This window comes from Mycobacterium sp. AZCC_0083, assembly GCF_014202335.1.
Classification (GTDB): Bacteria; Actinomycetota; Actinomycetes; order Mycobacteriales; family Mycobacteriaceae; genus Mycobacterium.
The window spans coordinates 596,793-612,125 of sequence record NZ_JACHGP010000002.1 but is presented as its reverse complement, the minus strand read 5'-3'; the positions used below and the strand labels follow the sequence as shown (position 1 = coordinate 612,125).

Here is a 15,333-nt window from a genome sequence, read left to right as displayed (position 1 = left end):
GCATGGTTCGACTGCTGCTGCTCGGCGGGACCGCCGAGGCGCGGGTACTGGCGTCGCGGTTGCATCCCGACGTCCAGATGATCAGTTCGTTGGCGGGCCGGGTGCCCGATCCCGCATTGCCGGTAGGCGAGGTGCGCATCGGCGGTTTCGGCGGTGTCGAGGGGCTGCAGCGTTGGTTGGCCGAGTCCGGAGTCGACGGGGTGGTCGACGCGACGCACCCGTTCGCCGCGACGATCAGTGCGAACGCCGCGACGGCGTGCCGGACGCTGGACCTGCCGCACCTGCTGTTGGCTCGCCCGGCCTGGCCGAACGGCACCGCGACCGTGGTGGATTCCGACACCGAAGCCGCGGAAGTGGTTGCCGGCAACGGCTATTCGCGCGTCTTCCTGACCACTGGACGCACCGGAGTCGGTGCCTTCGCCGGTGTCGATGCGTGGTTCCTGATCCGGGCGGTGACCCCGCCGGACGGTGACGCGCTGCCACTGCGGCACTACCTGCTGCTGTCACGCGGCCCGTACGACTACGACGACGAACTGGAGCTGCTGCGGGTGCACCGCATCGACGCGCTGGTGACGAAGAACAGCGGCGGTGACATGACGCGCGCAAAGGTGGACGCAGCCGACGCCCTTGGAGTGCCGGTGATCATGGTTGACCGCCCGCCGCTGCCAGACGGTGTGCGCGCGGTGTCGACGCTGGCCGAGGCCGAGGCGTGGGTCAGAGCGCTCTGACCAGATCCAGACTGCCGAGATCGCGAATGGCCTGGCAGCCGCGCTCCAGCATCACGCGCATCATGTCGTCGCCCCGCTCGGTGGTGCTCGCGAACGCGCAGCCCAACGTGGTGATCAGCGGGGCCTGGAGCATGCCGAGACGGTAGTCGCGCCAACAGGTTTCGCGGTCGTACCCGGTGATGCCGTAGCCGAGCAGTTCGTCGTGATAGGCATCCACCAGGGCGTGATCGACCGTGGACCGGACCTCGGAGAGCAGGCTCGTGGCGGTGAAGTAGGACAGGTCGCGGGCGGGCAGACCCGATCCCAGCGTCTGCCAGTCCACCACCGTGATGGCGGACCGGTCGGGAGCGAAGAGCACGTTGTCGAGGCGGTAGTCGCCGTGCATCAGCGCGAACCGGTCGGGTTCGGCCAGCAGCCACGGCGTCACCACGGACATGGACTCGGTCGCGGTGTCGCGATCCAGGGCCGTCATTCCATCGCCGAGTCGGTCCAGCGTGATCTGGTTGGCCATCACCGCGATGTCGCCGAAACCCTTGGCCGCATCCTCGTCCGGCGTCGACATGACCAGCCCTGGGAAGTTCGTCCACTTCGGGTCGCACCACGTGGGAGCGTGCAGACCCGCGAGTGCCCGCACGGCGAGTTCCACCTCGGCCGGGGTGCAGCCGCCGATCTGATCGCCCTGGACCGCTGGGGCCAGGTCGGCCAGCAGAAGCACGAAATCGCCGCCGTCATCCGAGATCTCGCAGTAATGGTGGTGGGGGATCGGCACCCGGACCACGTCGGCGATGTCGGTGTAGAAGGCGTGCTCGGAGCGGTAACCGAGGGCAACGCGTTCGCGGACCGCCTCGTCCTGCGAGGACAGCTTGATCGCAAACGAGGCGGCCAGGCCCGCAGCGTCGCTCGGGTAGGTGACCGTCAACCGGTAGGTGGCGCCGGTCTGGCCGGTCCCGATCGGGACGATGTCGACGGCCTTCACGTCGGTGTCGAGCACGGCTCCCAACCACTCGGCGGTGACATCGGCGGGGTGACGCGGTATCGGCATGGCGGGGGCCACGGGCGGACACACTACCTCCGCGGGTCAGGAACTGGGGACCTCGAGTCCGACTCGAACGACAGGTCGCCGATATCCGCCGATATCCCTGAGAGGCCAGGGAGCACCGCCCTACCCGTCAGCCGAGCCGGCTCGCTTCTTGGGCGAGCCGCACACGCGACGAGAATCCGAGTTTGGTGTAGACGTGGGTCAGGTGCGTCTGCACGGTGCGAGGAGAGACGAAGAGTCGTTCGCCGATCTCCTTGTTGGAGAGTCCCACGCTGACCAGCCGCACCACGTCACGCTCGGTCGGGGTCAACGAGCCCCAGCCGGTGGTCGGCCGTTTGCGCTCGCCGCGGCCACGCTGCGCGTAGGCGATTGCTTCCTCGGTCGACAGCGCCGCACCCTCCGTCGATGCGGCGTCAAAGTCACTGGCCTCCAATGCATCACGAACCGACGCCACCAACGATTCATATCCCGCTTGATACACCTTGAAGCGCACTTCACCGTTGCGTCGCAGGATGCCATCGGCCGCTGTGAGTAGGCGCACCGCGTGGCGGTGATCACCGTTGTCGGCGGCCAGCCGCGCAAGACATTCAAAGGTGTTGGAAAGACACACATAGGAGCCAACTGTGGTTGCCACGCCAAGCGCTTCGTGAGCGTCCCGCTCGGCCTGATCGGGATCGCCCTGGGCGATCGCGACGCGGGCGCGCGCCGTCAAGGCTCTCACACGGTGCCAGCCCATTGTCATTGCGACGGTGTCGTCGGCCCAAGCGCGCGCGGCCAGCAGGTCACCACAGCCCAGTAGGGCCTCGGACATCGGAATGATGGCTCTGGTCAAGACTTCGCGCAGCGGAACCCGGTACCGCCACGCCGCTTCGCTAGCTTCCCTGGCCTGTGCGGCGTCGCCGGCGGCAAGAGCGGCGCAGGCCCACCCCACATACGCGAGGTCCTCATACCCGACCACACCCGCCGCGGCGTGCAGCGCCGCACGGGCACACGCTCGCGCGGCGTCCGCCTCCCCCTGGAGTGCGAGAACCAGTCCATGCCCGAAGAGGCCTAGGGAGTACATGACGGCCACATGACCCTTGTCCGCCTCGGCCGTCACCGCACGCAGCTCGGCGCCGGCGTCGGCCAGGTCGCCCCGCATCATGAGTCCCATGCCGCGCCAGAAGCGGCAGCCGAGCGACGAATACCCGTCACCGTTCGCGTCGGCCACATCCCGGCCGTCTTCCCCCGCGGTGATCGCGATCGTCGGATCGCCCAGCAAAGTGCCGAGAACGCATTGGTAGACACGAACTTGGCACAGTCTCCACCAGCTGCTCGACGCGCGGAACAGCTCGATCGCCTCGGTGAAGTACGGCTGCGCCACGTCGGGGCTGTAGCTGGCGCACTGGCCGCAGGCCTGGAGGGCTCGGGCGATGAGGTCCGGGTCACCGAGTTCGCGGGCGATCGCCAGGGCCTGCTGCGCCTGATCCATATTGGCGGGTGCAGCTGTCCCCAACGCTAGTGCGCAGCGAGCGGCAAAGGCCTTCACCCAGGTCGCGGGGGTCACGGTGGTGTCGTGGGAGTCTTCGCCGTCGAGAACACCGTCGATCCATGTGAGGCCTTCCCGGAGGAGACCACGGTTCAGCCACAGCGGTTCCAGAGACGATACAATCGCCAGGGCCTGGTCGTTGTCGCCGATTTCCCGGCTCCAGACGTGCGCGGCGCGCAGGTTGTCGATCTCGAGGTCCGCCCGATCAATCAGCCCGTCCAGGCCGGCGCTCGTCGGCGTGTCGAGCAGCCTTGCGATCGCCAGGTAGTGATCCCGGTGTCGGCTGCGCACCACGTCGGCCTCGCCCGACTCGCCCAGCTTTTCGAGGGCGTACTGACGGACGGTCTCCCAAAGCCGGTACCGCGTTGGGTCAGAACGGTTTTCGGCCACGACCAGCGACTTGTCGACCAGCAGGGTGAGCTGATCGAGAACCTGATGGTGCGGCATCTCGTCATCGGCTGCGACCGCTTCGGCGGCATCGAGGTCGAACCCGCCCACGAACACCGCCAGCCGACGGAACAACGCGCGTTCGGGATCGGTCAATAGCGCATACGACCAGTCGACGGAGGCGCGCAATGTCTGCTGGCGGCGAAGCGCCGTCCGCACCCCACGAGTCAACAGTCGGAACCGGTCATGCAGGCCGTCCAAGATCTCCCGTACGGAAAGTGCACGGACACGCGCCGCGGCCAGTTCGATGGCCAGTGGCATGCCGTCGAGGCGCCTGCAAATTTCGGTGACCGTCGTCGAGTTCTCGTCGGTAATCGTGAAGTCGGCCCGCGCGTGACGCGCCCGGTGTGCGAACAGTTCTACCGCTTCGCCGTCTAGGGTCAGCGACGGAACCCGCCACGACAGCTCGCCGGCCACCCCGATCGGCTCGCGACTGGTCGCCAACATCGTCAATCCCGGGCACGTCGCCAACAACGCAGCGCTCAGGATGGCTGTCGCGTCGAGGAGGTGTTCGCAGTTGTCTAGCACGATCAGTCGGTGCCGGTCGCCGATAGCGCGTTGCAAGGTCTCCGTCGTCGTGCGGCCAGGCTGATCGGGCAGCCCTAGCGCGCGTGCTGCCGTCAGCGGAACCAGCTCTGGATCGGTAATCGGCGCCAGGTCGACAAACCAGACGCCGTCGCCGAAATCGGCGGCCACGTCGACCGCAACCCTCACCGCCAACCGTGTCTTCCCCACGCCACCGGCGCCGGTCAGCGTTACCAAGCGGCTGTCGCGCAGGATCTGTTGGAGCTCGACGATCTGGGTGGTGCGGCCCACAAAGCTCGTCAGCTGCACCGGGAGATGCTGTGACACACCCAGATCCGCGGTCCGTAGCGGCGGGAATTCATTGCGCAGATCCGGGTGGCACAACTGCATGACGTGTTCTGGTCGGGGCAGGTCGCGCACAACGTGGCTGCCCAGATCGGTCAGCCAGGCGTCGGAAGGAAGCCTGTCGATCACCAAATCGCTTGTGGTGGCGGACAGTACGGTCTGGCCACCGTGTGCCAGGCTCCGGAGTCGCCCGGTCCGGTTGATGGTCGGGCCGACGTAGTTGCTCTCGTCGCGCAACTGCACCTCCCCGGTGTGGAGGCCGATCCGCAGCCGGATCGGCACCAACGGCGCCCGCTGCAACGCCAGCGCGCATGCCACCGCGTCGGATGCCCAGGGGAACGCGACGACGAAGCTGTCGCCCTCACCCTGCTCGATGGGACGTACCCCGTGATAGATCGATACCAGTTCAGCCAGTGTGCGGTCCAGGTTGGCGATCGCCGCGGTCATCTCGTCGGGCGCGGTCTGCCACAGCCACGTGGAGCCTTCGACGTCGGCCAAAAGCAGCGTCACCGTTCCCGTCGGTACGAGCTCGCTCACACCCAGATCGCTCCAGTTCAGCGGACCAATTTCGCTCATGTTAGCCAACATGCGGCGGCCCTGTACGGCAGAACGTCGGCAGACGCGCGTAGGTGCGCCAGGAATTTACGACGTGCAGGCCTGCGCTTGTACGCGCTCTCGCCGATCCTCAAGCGGATCGCCTTACGGCGAACTCGATCTGTCCGCAGTCTCCGCGGGTCAGGAACTGGGGTAGTTGCGCGGCGTGAAGACGCGGTCGCCATGCCACTCGGTCTGGGACGACCCGACGATGAGCAGACAGCGCATGTCCACCTTGGCGGGGTCGAGATCGGCAAGTCGCACCACGTCGACCCGCTCGCCGGGGCCAGCCACGTCGCGGCCGATCACCACTGGTGTGCTTGCGTCGCGGTGCTCGAGCAGCAGGTCGCGCATGGCCCCGACCTGCCAGGTGCGGGTCTTCGACGCCGGGTTGTAGATGGCAAGCACCAGGTCGGCGGTCGCGGCCGCGGTGAGACGCGCGGCGATGACGTCCCACGGCTTGAGCCGGTCGGACAGCGAGATCACCGCGTAGTCGTGGCCAAGCGGCGCGCCGACCCGGCTGGCGACGGCCTGCGCTGCGGTCATCGCCGGGATGACCCGCACGTCGACGCCCGGCCATTGCTTGGCCTCCTCGAGCACCGCGGTCGCCATTGCGAAGACACCGGGATCGCCCGACGACACCACCGCGACCGCGTGGCCCTGCTCGGCGAGGCTGCATGCCAGCTTCGCGCGGGCAGGTTCGTCGGTGTTGTCGCTCGGGTGGCGGGTCTGGCCGGGCCTGATGCCGACCCTGTCGAGATACGGGCCGTAGCCGATGAGGTCGGTGGCGGTGGCGAGTTCGCGGCGCGACTGCGGCGTCATCCAGTCGACGTCACCGGGACCGAGCCCGACGACCGCAACGCTGCCCGATCGTTCCGGCGGGCTGGACATCCCAGGCAGCATCGCCAGCGAGAAGTAGGGCACCGACGCCGCGTCGACATCCGCCGCGGGAAACACCTTCTGCGCGGATGTGCTGGCCCGCTCCACGTACAGCGCCTCGTCCAACCGGCCGGCAGCGGAGAGTGCTTCCCGCACAGCGGGATACGAGCGGCCGAGCTTGAGCACCACCGCCGCGTCGGTGTCGGCAAGCCTGCGCCGCAGCTCGTCGGGTGGCAGCGTGCCAGGCAGGATCGTCAGCACCTCGTCGCCCTGCACCAGCGGCATGCCGGTGGCGGCCGAGGCCGCGCTCACCGACGTCACGCCTGGCACGATGACGGCGTCGAACCGCGACGTCAGCCGTGTGTGCATGTGCATGTAGGAGCTGTAGAACAGCGGGTCGCCCTCGGCGAGCAGGGCCACGCTGCGGCCTGCCTCGAGGTGGACGGCGATGCGGTCCGCGGCCTCGTGGTAGAAGTCCTCCATCGCCCCCGCGTAGCCGCCGGGGTGGTCGGTGGTCTCGGTGGTCACCGGGTAGACGAAGTGCTCCTCGACCTGGCCGGGCCGCAGGTAGGGCTCGGCGATGGTGCGCGCGATGCTGTGTCCGTGCCGGGCGCTGTGATAGGCCACCACTTCGGCCTCGCCGATCACGCGCGCGGCCTTGATCGTGACCAACTCCGGGTCACCCGGGCCGAGCCCGACACCCCAGAGCGTGCCGCGGGGTGACGTCATTCGCGCTCGCTAGCGATCGCGTTGACGGCGGCAGCGGCCATCGCGCTGCCTCCGCGCCTGCCCGTCACCACCAGGTAGGACATCCCGCGTGGCCGGTCGATCAGCTCCTGCTTGGACTGTGCCGACCCGACGAACCCGACCGGGCCGCCCAGCACGGCAGCCGGCACGGGCGCACCGTCATCGATGAGTTCCAGCAGCCGGAACAGCGCGGTCGGTGCGTTGCCGATCGCAAGGACCGCACCACCCAGCCGGTCGGCCCACAGGTCCACTCCTGCAGCCGAACGGGTGCTGCCCAGCCTGGCGGACAAATCGGCGGCGCCGGGATCGGCGACGAGTGACACCACCTCGTTGTCGGCGGGCAGCCGGGAGCGGGTGATGCCAGAGGCCACCATCGACGAATCGCACAGCACGGGCGCCCCCGCATTCAGCGCTGCGCGGGCCCTAGTGACGACGTCATCGGTGTAGGCCACGTGCTCGGTGACGTCGACCTGACCGCAGGTGTGGATCAGCCGGACCACGACCTGGGCGACGTCATCCGGAAAGCGCGCCAGATCCGCCTCGGCGCGGATCGTGGCGAACGACTGCCGATAGATCTCGGCGGCGTCGCGGATGTAGTCGAGCACCCGATCACCCTACGGGTGACGTGGCCGGTAACCGTCCGCGGTCGCCACCAGAATCTGGCCGACGGGCGGGCTGCCGCATGCCCGCTCGCAACCCACGAAGTGCCGGTGCACGTCGCTGGGTGTGCCGACGGCCGCGGCGGCATCCGCGTGGGTGTCGGCGACCGAGTGCGCGCACCCCGGGCTCCCCGTGCACGAGCTGACCGACAGCCATGGCGAATCCGCGTCGAACACCAGGCCCAGCGGTGCCAGCACGCGAAGCGCGACGTCGGCAACGCCCTCGTCGAGATCGCAAACCAGCACCGAACGCCATGGCGTGATCACCAGTGGCGCTTCGACGGCGGCGAGGAATTCGGCGGTACGGGCTTCGAGCACGCCGAGGGGCACCCCGGCGCCGAGGGCCACGCGATGGTCGTCCTGTTCGATCCAGCCGACCGGAGGCTGCAGCACCGGCGGCCACGTGGTCCCTGGTTCGGCGGATCTGTTCAGTCCGGCGAGCAGCGGCTCGACGTCCGCGAGTTCGGTGGTCCGCCAGGCAATTCCGCGGACGTCGACGAAGGCCTCGGCGACGGCGACGAGGGTGTCGACCACGTCCGCCGACGGCATCCGGACACCGGTGTCGGCGCCCGCCACCAGCAGCGCGGCCCGGTCGGCGTCGAGCAAGTGGGCGCCCACGTCGACGCCGGATCCGGACACGTCACCGCGGCCGTCGTCGACGCCGAACCAGAAGCGGCCAGGCAAGCGGGCCAGGGCGGGGCTGGCCTGGATCGCCGCGTCGAGGTCGCGCACCAGGCCGCGGACGTCGGCGTTGCCGCCGGATCGGCCGGTCAGCGGTGAGGCCACGATGTTGCGCACCCGTTCGTGACTGGGCGATGGCAACAGGCCCGCGGCAGCGACCGCGTCGGCCAAGGCCTCCGGATCGGTGATGCCGCGAATCTGGACGTTGCCGCGGGAGGTGAGTTCCATTGCCTGCGAGCCGAACCGCGTCGCGGCGACCGCGAGTGCCAGCAATTGCTCGGCGGCGATCATGCCGCCGGGCAACCGGATCCGGACCAGCGCCCCGTCGGCCGCCTGGTGCACCTGCAGTGCGCCAGGGCAGGCGTCGTCGTCGCGGACCCTCGTCATGTCAGCTTCGAGCATAGGTAGTGGCCGGACATTCGAGTAGTGGACTACTCGCGATTATGCGCCGCCGTCAAAATACATTCTCCCTATCAGGCCGGACGGAGGATCCGGCGGAAACAGGGGCAAGGAGAAGGCAATGACTGAAGTGGGGCTGGCGCCGCATGCGCCAACCAAGGACGTGAGCGGAACCGGCGCGGTGGTCGAGGGGTCCGCGCCGGTTCTGATCACCGAGCAGGGCGTGATGTTCGCGACCGCCGCGGTGTCGCTGACACCGCGCACCACCGGCACCCGGTGGTGGACGGCGATCGGGCGGCTCTTCACCACCGCTGAGGCCGCCAGCGGTTCCAACGATGAGCGGCGCACCCCACGGGTCTACCCGTCGCGGCGCTGCGGCTACCTGGAGGATGCCGCCATGCGCCGGGAGATGCACCGGCTGTGAATCGTTGGTCGGCGGCTTAGACCGCCAGCGGTACCACCACGTCCGAGTAGTGCGACGCGTCGCCGGCGATCACGCGGCTCGGCGTGCCGTACACGTCGACGGGGACGTCGCCTGCCAGCGTGATGCGACTCAGGCGACGGTACTGGTCGTCGTAGTCGGACACCGCGTAGTGCTGGGTGGCACGGTTGTCCCAGATCGCGAGGTCGCCTGGCTGCCAGGACCAGCGAATGGTGTTCTCCAGCTTGGTGACCCGGTTCTGCAGCAGCTGGAACAGTGCCGACGACTCGGTGCTGCCAAGGCCAACGAACCGCTTGATGAAATGGCCGAGCAGCAGCACCCGCTTACCCGTCTCCGGGTGCACGCGCACCACCGGATGCTCGGTCTCGTAGTACTCCGAGACGAACTCGTCGCGGTACTCCCGCTCGGCATCGGTCAGGGTCTCGGCCTTTGCGGAGTAATAGCTCTCGGCGTAGTCGTACTGATTCGTGTGCACCGCCCACAGATTCTCGGTCAGCGCGCGCAGGGGAGCGGGCAACTGATCGTAGGCCACCTCGGTCGACGCCCACGTGGTGGTACCGCCGTACTCCGGCAGTGTAACCGCCCGCAGCAGTGAGGCTTTCGGAATCCGATCGACGAACGTCACGTCGGTGTGCCAGCTGTTGGCCTTGTCGTACTGGGAATCGATGGGCAGCACCCGCTCGCCCCGCGACGTGACCGTCGGGTGTGCGGTGGTCGGCGTCCCGAGGCGTTTGGCGAACGCGAGCTGTCCGTCGTCGTCGAGATGGTCCTGCCCGCGGAAGAAGATCACCTTGTGGGTCAAGAGGGCGTCGTTGATCACCTTGACGGTCGCCTCGGGAACGTCACCGCCGAGTTGCACGCCGTCGATCCGGGCGCCGATGTTCGCGCCGAGTTTCACGATGTTGGGGAAGTTGGCCACCCGTCGATTTCCGCAGATTCCCCGCGTTGCGGCCAGTATTTGGCTGGCCGCGATTCGAACTAGCCCGGAAAGCCCGCGAATGTGAGCTGGGTCACCTTCTTCACGGGTGTGTTCCATCGCACACTAAAGCGCCGAATTCGAGGCGATCCGTCCTACGTTTTTGTTTGAACTTCCGTTCCGACCCATCAGCGTGGATGGGTGCTCGGAGGCACAGGAGGATTGAAATGTTCGGACTCATCGTGTTCTTTGCCGTCGTTGCCGTGCTCATCGCCGCCGCCGGCCAGCCGTACCCGCAGTCGTGGTACAGCCGCTGGGGCAACTCCGACCGCTGACTGACCAGCCGCACCGACGTCACAACCCGTGAGGTCGGTGCGGTACGAATGGTGCGTGCCCCAAGCCGTTCAGGACGCTGATCAGGACCCAAAGTCGTCGCCAACCGTTCTGTTGCTGTCGACGTCCGACACCGATCTGATCACGGCCCGCACCAGCGGCGCCCGCTATCGGTGGGCCAATCCGTCCCGGCTGCTGGTCGATGACCTGACCGAGCTGATGGGCGGCGTCGACGTCGTGGTGGTGCGCATCCTGGGCGGGTTCCGCGCATGGGAGGACGGCATCGACGCGGTTCTGGCCAGCGGTGTTCCCGCGGTCGTGGTCAGCGGCGAACAGGCGCCCGACGCCGAGCTCATGGACCGCTCCAACGTGCCCGCGGGCATCGCGCTGCAGACGCACGTCTACCTGGCCCAGGGCGGCATAGAAAACCTTGCCAACCTTCATTCCTTCCTGAGCGACACCGTGCTGATGACCGGCTTCGGGTTCGAGCCGCCGGTGACCCTTCCCAGCTGGGGCGTCCTCGAACGGGCGTCGACGAATGACGACGGCCCGACCATCGCAGTGCTCTTCTACCGCGCCCAGCAGTTGGCAGGCAACACCGCCTACGTCGAATCGCTGTGCCAGGCCATCGAATCGGCAGGCGGTCGCGCGCTGCCGCTGTACTGCGCGTCACTGCGCACCCCCGCCCCCGAACTGCTCGACACCCTCGCAGGCGCCGACGCGATGGTGGTGACGGTGCTGGCCGCAGGCGGCGCCGTACCCGCCACCGTCGGAGCCGGCGGTGACGACGACAGCTGGAACGTCGCCCACCTGGCGGCACTCGACGTCCCGATCCTGCAGGGCCTGTGTCTGACCACGTCCCGCGCCCAGTGGGACGGCAGCGACGAGGGTCTCAGCCCGCTCGACGTCGCGACCCAGGTCGCGGTCCCGGAGTTCGACGGCCGCATCATCACGGTCCCGTTCTCGTTCAAGGAGATCGACGCCGAAGGGCTGATCTCCTACGTCGGCGATCCCGAACGATGTGCCAGGGTGGCCGGACTCGCCGTTCGGCATGCCAGGCTCCGCACGATTCCCGCCGAGCAGAAGCGGGTGGCCGTCGTCTTCTCGGCGTACCCGACCAAGCACGCCCGCATCGGCAACGCCGTCGGCTTGGACACCCCGGCCAGCGCGGTGGCGCTGCTGCGGGCGATGCGCCACGCCGGCTACCTGATCGGCGACGTGCCGGGCGTCGACGCCCAGGACGGCGACGCCCTCATTCACGCATTGATCGAACGCGGCGGCCAGGACCCGGACTGGCTGACCGAGGGACAGTTGGTCGGAAACCCGATCCGGTTGCCCGCCAAGGTGTATCGCGAATGGTTCGCCACCCTGCCTGCCGCGCTGACCGATCAGATCGTCGAACACTGGGGGCCGCCGCCCGGCGAACTCTTCGTGGACCGCAGCGCCGATCCGGACGGCGAGATCGTCATCGCCGCCATGCAGGCAGGCAACACCGTGCTGCTGGTGCAGCCGCCACGCGGATTCGGTGCGAACCCGGTCGCGATCTATCACGATCCCGACCTGCCGCCCAGCCACCACTATCTGGCCGCGTATCACTGGCTCAACCGGTCGGCGGCCGAAGGCGGCTTCGGTGCCGACGCGGTGGTGCACCTCGGCAAGCACGGCAACCTCGAGTGGCTGCCAGGCAAGACGCTGGGCATGTCGGCGACGTGCGGCACCGACGCCGCGCTCGGTGACTTGCCGCTCATTTACCCGTTCCTGGTCAACGATCCCGGTGAGGGCACACAGGCCAAGCGCCGGGCACACGCCACGCTCATCGACCACCTCATCCCGCCGATGGCGCGCGCCGAAAGCTACGGCGACATCGCCCGGCTGGAGCAACTGCTCGACGAGCACGCCAACATCGCGACCCTCGATCCCGGCAAGCTGCCCGCCATCCGTCAGCAGATCTGGACGCTGATGCGCGCGGCGAAGATGGACCACGACCTCGGGCTCGAGGACCGGCCCGACGAGGACGTCTTCGACGAAATGCTGCTGCACGTCGACGGCTGGTTGTGCGAGATCAAGGACGTCCAGATCCGGGATGGCCTGCACATCCTCGGACAGGCACCCGCGGGCGAGCCGCAGGTGGACCTGGTGCTGGCGATCCTGCGTGCACGCCAGTTGTTCGGCGGCGACAGCTCGGTCCCCGGGCTGCGGCAGGCGCTGGGGCTTGCCGAGGACGGCACCGACATCCGAGGTGCCGTCGACGACGCCGAGGAGAAAGCGCGCGCGCTGGTGGCTGCGCTGCAACAGACCGGTTGGGATGCCGAGCAGGTCGATCGGCTGACCGACGACCCGAACGTCGCGACGGTGCTGCGATTCGCGGCCACCGAGGTTGTGCCCCGGCTCGCAGGCACCTCGGCGGAGATCGACCAGGTGCTGCGTGCCCTCGATGGAAGGTTCATCGCCGCGGGCCCGTCGGGATCGCCGCTGCGCGGGCTGGTCAACGTGCTGCCGACGGGCAGGAACTTCTACTCCGTCGATCCCAAGGCGGTGCCGTCGCGGCTGGCGTGGGACACCGGCGTGGCGATGGCCGATTCGCTGTTGGCCCGTTACCGCGATGACTACGGGCGCTGGCCGCAGTCGGTCGGCCTGTCGGTATGGGGCACCTCGGCGATGCGTACGTCCGGCGATGACATCGCCGAAGTCCTTGCGCTGCTTGGTGTTCGACCGGTGTGGGATGACGCGTCGCGCCGGGTCGTCGACCTCGAGGCGATGACGATGGCGGAGCTGGACCGGCCCCGCATCGACGTCACCGTCCGGATCTCTGGCTTCTTCCGCGACGCGTTCCCGCACGTCGTGACGATGCTCGACGACGCCGTCCGCCTCGTCGCCGACCTCGACGAACCCGACGAGGCCAACTACGTCCGAGCACACTCCAAGGCCGACCTCGCCGACCACGGCGACCAGCGTCGCGCGACGACCAGGATCTTCGGCTCGAGGCCAGGCACGTACGGCGCAGGCCTGCTGCAGCTGATCGACAGCAAGAACTGGCGCGACGACGCCGATCTGGCCGAGGTCTACACCGCGTGGGGCGGTTTCGCCTACGGGCGCGGTCTCGACGGGGTGTCGGCTGCCGACGACATGAACCGCCAGTACCGGCGGATTGCGGTGGCGGCGAAGAACACCGACACCCGCGAGCACGACATCGCCGACTCCGACGACTACTTCCAGTACCACGGCGGCATGGTGGCCACGGTCCGTGCGCTGACCGGGCAGGCGCCCGCCGCCTACATCGGCGACAACACCCGCCCCGACGCCGTCCGCACCCGCACCTTGTCGGAGGAGACCACCCGGGTGTTCCGGGCCCGCGTGGTCAACCCGCGCTGGATGACGGCGATGCGCAGGCACGGCTACAAGGGTGCGTTCGAGATGGCCGCCACCGTCGACTACCTGTTCGGCTACGACGCCACCGCAGGCGTGATGGCGGACTGGATGTACGAGCGGCTGGCGGGGGAGTACGTGCTCGACGACGAGAACCGCAAGTTCATGGCCGAATCCAACCCGTGGGCGCTGCACGGCATGGCGGAACGGTTGCTCGAGGCCGCAGGTCGCGGAATGTGGGCACAGCCTGAGGCGTCGACGCTCGACGGGCTGCGCAGGGTTCTGCTGGAGACCGAGGGTGACCTCGAGGGCTAGCGGCCCGGCACCGGTAAGTTTGGTGCCATGCCAGTGACCTTTGCCGACGTCGCCAAGTCGGAATACATCCTGCTAACCACGTTCACCAAGGACGGCAGACCCAAGCCGACGGCCATCTGGGCCGCACCGGATGGTGACCGCTTGGTCGTCATCACCCAGGAGACGTCGTGGAAGGTCAAGCGGATCCGCAACACGCCGCGCGTGACCATCGCCCCGTGTGATCGAACCGGAAATCTCAAGGGTGAGACGGTCGACGCCACCGCCGCCATCCTGGACAAGTCGGCCAACGCAGCGACCTACGACGCGATCGGCAAGAGATACGGGGTAGTCGGCAAGGTGTTCAACGTCTTCTCCAAGCTGCGCGGGGGAATGAAGAACAACGTGACCATCGAGTTGGCTGCGGTCTGAGGCGTGCCCGAGACATTCGCCGACGTCGCCAAGTCCAAGTACATCCTGCTGACCACCTTCACCAAGGACGGCAGGCCCAAGCCCACCGCCATCTGGGGTGTGCCCAACGACGGCAAACTGCTGATCAGCACCGACGCCGGGTCGTGGAAGACCAAGCGGATCAACAACACCCCGCGGGTCACCATCCAGAAGTGCGGCGTGCTCGGCAAGCCCAAGGGTGAGCCGGTCGAGGCCGTCGCCCGCAATCTGCCGAAGTCCGAGACCCGGCCGGTGTTCGACCTGGTGACCAGGCGTTACTGGTGGCACGCGTGGTGGTGGGTCCCGCAGGCGTTCGTGCGCGGCGGCGTCGACAAGATCCACGCCGCCATCGAAGTACGAGCGGCGGAGTCGACGCCTTAGGAACCCCTGGGTCCCATCGCGCGTTGATACTTCATGGCTATGCGGCTGTTCCTCGTCTACGCCCTCGTCGAGCTGGCGGTGGTGGTCGGACTGGCGTCCACGATCGGCTTCGGCTGGACCGTGCTCCTGCTGGTCGGCACCTTCGCGCTGGGTCTCGCGCTGGCCGGTTCGCAGGTCAAGCGCCAGATCCAGCGACTGCAGTCAGGTCTGGCCGCGCCCCGCGGCGCCCTGTCCGACGGTGTCCTGGTCGCGCTTGGCAGCATCCTGACGGTGGTGCCAGGGCTCGTCACGACCGCGCTTGGCGTCCTGCTGCTCCTGCCACCCACCCGCGCGCTGGCACGTCCGGCCGTCGCGACGTTGGCCGCCCGCGGGCTGTTCCGCGTCCCGTTGGTCGTGAACAACGTGGGCGTCGCGCCAAATCGGCCGGGCCGCGGCGACTACATCGACGGTGAGGTCGTGGACGTCGTCGACGGTGACGTCCACGATGCCACCGTCTGGGGCGAGCGAAGCGACGGGGAGCCTGACGCCGTCGAGTTGCGCTACCTGCCGCGGCGCACCGACTAACTTGACGCGGCTTCCCAAC

Annotated in this window: 12 protein-coding genes; 6 read left to right on the top strand and 6 right to left on the bottom strand. The window is 68.2% G+C overall.

Going from position 1 to position 15,333, the window contains the following annotated elements:
• The first annotated feature begins 2 nt into the window (after positions 1 to 2).
• On the top strand, positions 3 to 728 hold the full coding sequence (locus HNP02_RS06570) for a cobalt-precorrin-6A reductase (RefSeq protein WP_184436278.1): 726 nt from the start codon (positions 3 to 5) through the stop codon (positions 726 to 728).
• Here HNP02_RS06570 and HNP02_RS06565 read toward each other — a convergent pair.
• The 5 genes from HNP02_RS06565 to cobG form a co-directional block, all read right to left on the bottom strand.
• Complete coding sequence (locus HNP02_RS06565; protein ID WP_184436586.1) at positions 715 to 1,770, bottom strand: phosphotransferase family protein; 1,056 nt, start codon at positions 1,768 to 1,770, stop codon at positions 715 to 717. The genes HNP02_RS06570 and HNP02_RS06565 overlap by 14 nt on opposite strands.
• Before the next feature lie 127 nt (positions 1,771 to 1,897).
• Positions 1,898 to 5,200, bottom strand: coding sequence for a LuxR C-terminal-related transcriptional regulator (locus HNP02_RS06560; RefSeq protein WP_184436277.1), 3,303 nt, complete (start codon positions 5,198 to 5,200; stop codon positions 1,898 to 1,900).
• A gap of 147 nt (positions 5,201 to 5,347) precedes the next feature.
• Entirely contained in the window at positions 5,348 to 6,814 is a 1,467-nt protein-coding gene (locus HNP02_RS06555; RefSeq protein ID WP_184436275.1) for a precorrin-2 C(20)-methyltransferase, read from the bottom strand.
• Entirely contained in the window at positions 6,811 to 7,437 is a 627-nt protein-coding gene (locus HNP02_RS06550) for a precorrin-8X methylmutase (RefSeq protein ID WP_184436273.1), read from the bottom strand. Before HNP02_RS06550 ends, HNP02_RS06555 begins: the two co-directional genes overlap by 4 nt.
• A 9-nt stretch (positions 7,438 to 7,446) precedes the next feature.
• Positions 7,447 to 8,559: a precorrin-3B synthase gene (gene cobG / locus HNP02_RS06545; RefSeq protein ID WP_184436271.1), complete on the bottom strand. Its 1,113-nt coding sequence runs from the start codon at positions 8,557 to 8,559 to the stop codon at positions 7,447 to 7,449.
• Between the two features lie 133 nt (positions 8,560 to 8,692).
• Between cobG and HNP02_RS06540 the strand changes: the two genes are divergently transcribed.
• Positions 8,693 to 8,995, top strand: coding sequence for a hypothetical protein (locus HNP02_RS06540; RefSeq protein WP_184436269.1), 303 nt, complete (start codon positions 8,693 to 8,695; stop codon positions 8,993 to 8,995).
• A gap of 16 nt (positions 8,996 to 9,011) precedes the next feature.
• Here the strand turns inward: HNP02_RS06540 and HNP02_RS06535 are convergent, their stop codons facing one another.
• On the bottom strand, positions 9,012 to 9,932 hold the full coding sequence (locus HNP02_RS06535; protein ID WP_309241437.1) for a TauD/TfdA family dioxygenase: 921 nt from the start codon (positions 9,930 to 9,932) through the stop codon (positions 9,012 to 9,014).
• Between the two features lie 387 nt (positions 9,933 to 10,319).
• Here HNP02_RS06535 and cobN point away from each other — a divergent pair, with 387 nt between their 5' ends.
• From cobN to HNP02_RS06515, 4 genes are read left to right on the top strand one after another with little or no spacing between them, the layout of a single operon-like run.
• On the top strand, positions 10,320 to 13,943 hold the full coding sequence (gene cobN / locus HNP02_RS06530; RefSeq protein ID WP_184436266.1) for a cobaltochelatase subunit CobN: 3,624 nt from the start codon (positions 10,320 to 10,322) through the stop codon (positions 13,941 to 13,943).
• Positions 13,944 to 13,970: 27 nt separating this feature from the next.
• The gene (locus HNP02_RS06525; RefSeq protein ID WP_184436265.1) at positions 13,971 to 14,351 is read left to right on the top strand and encodes a PPOX class F420-dependent oxidoreductase; all 381 of its coding nucleotides are present in this window, start codon (positions 13,971 to 13,973) and stop codon (positions 14,349 to 14,351) included.
• Positions 14,352 to 14,354: 3 nt separating this feature from the next.
• The gene (locus HNP02_RS06520) at positions 14,355 to 14,750 is read left to right on the top strand and encodes a PPOX class F420-dependent oxidoreductase (protein ID WP_184436263.1); all 396 of its coding nucleotides are present in this window, start codon (positions 14,355 to 14,357) and stop codon (positions 14,748 to 14,750) included.
• A 33-nt stretch (positions 14,751 to 14,783) separates the two neighbouring features.
• On the top strand, positions 14,784 to 15,314 hold the full coding sequence (locus tag HNP02_RS06515) for an FxsA family protein (protein ID WP_184436261.1): 531 nt from the start codon (positions 14,784 to 14,786) through the stop codon (positions 15,312 to 15,314).
• The last annotated feature ends 19 nt before the right edge of the window (positions 15,315 to 15,333 follow it).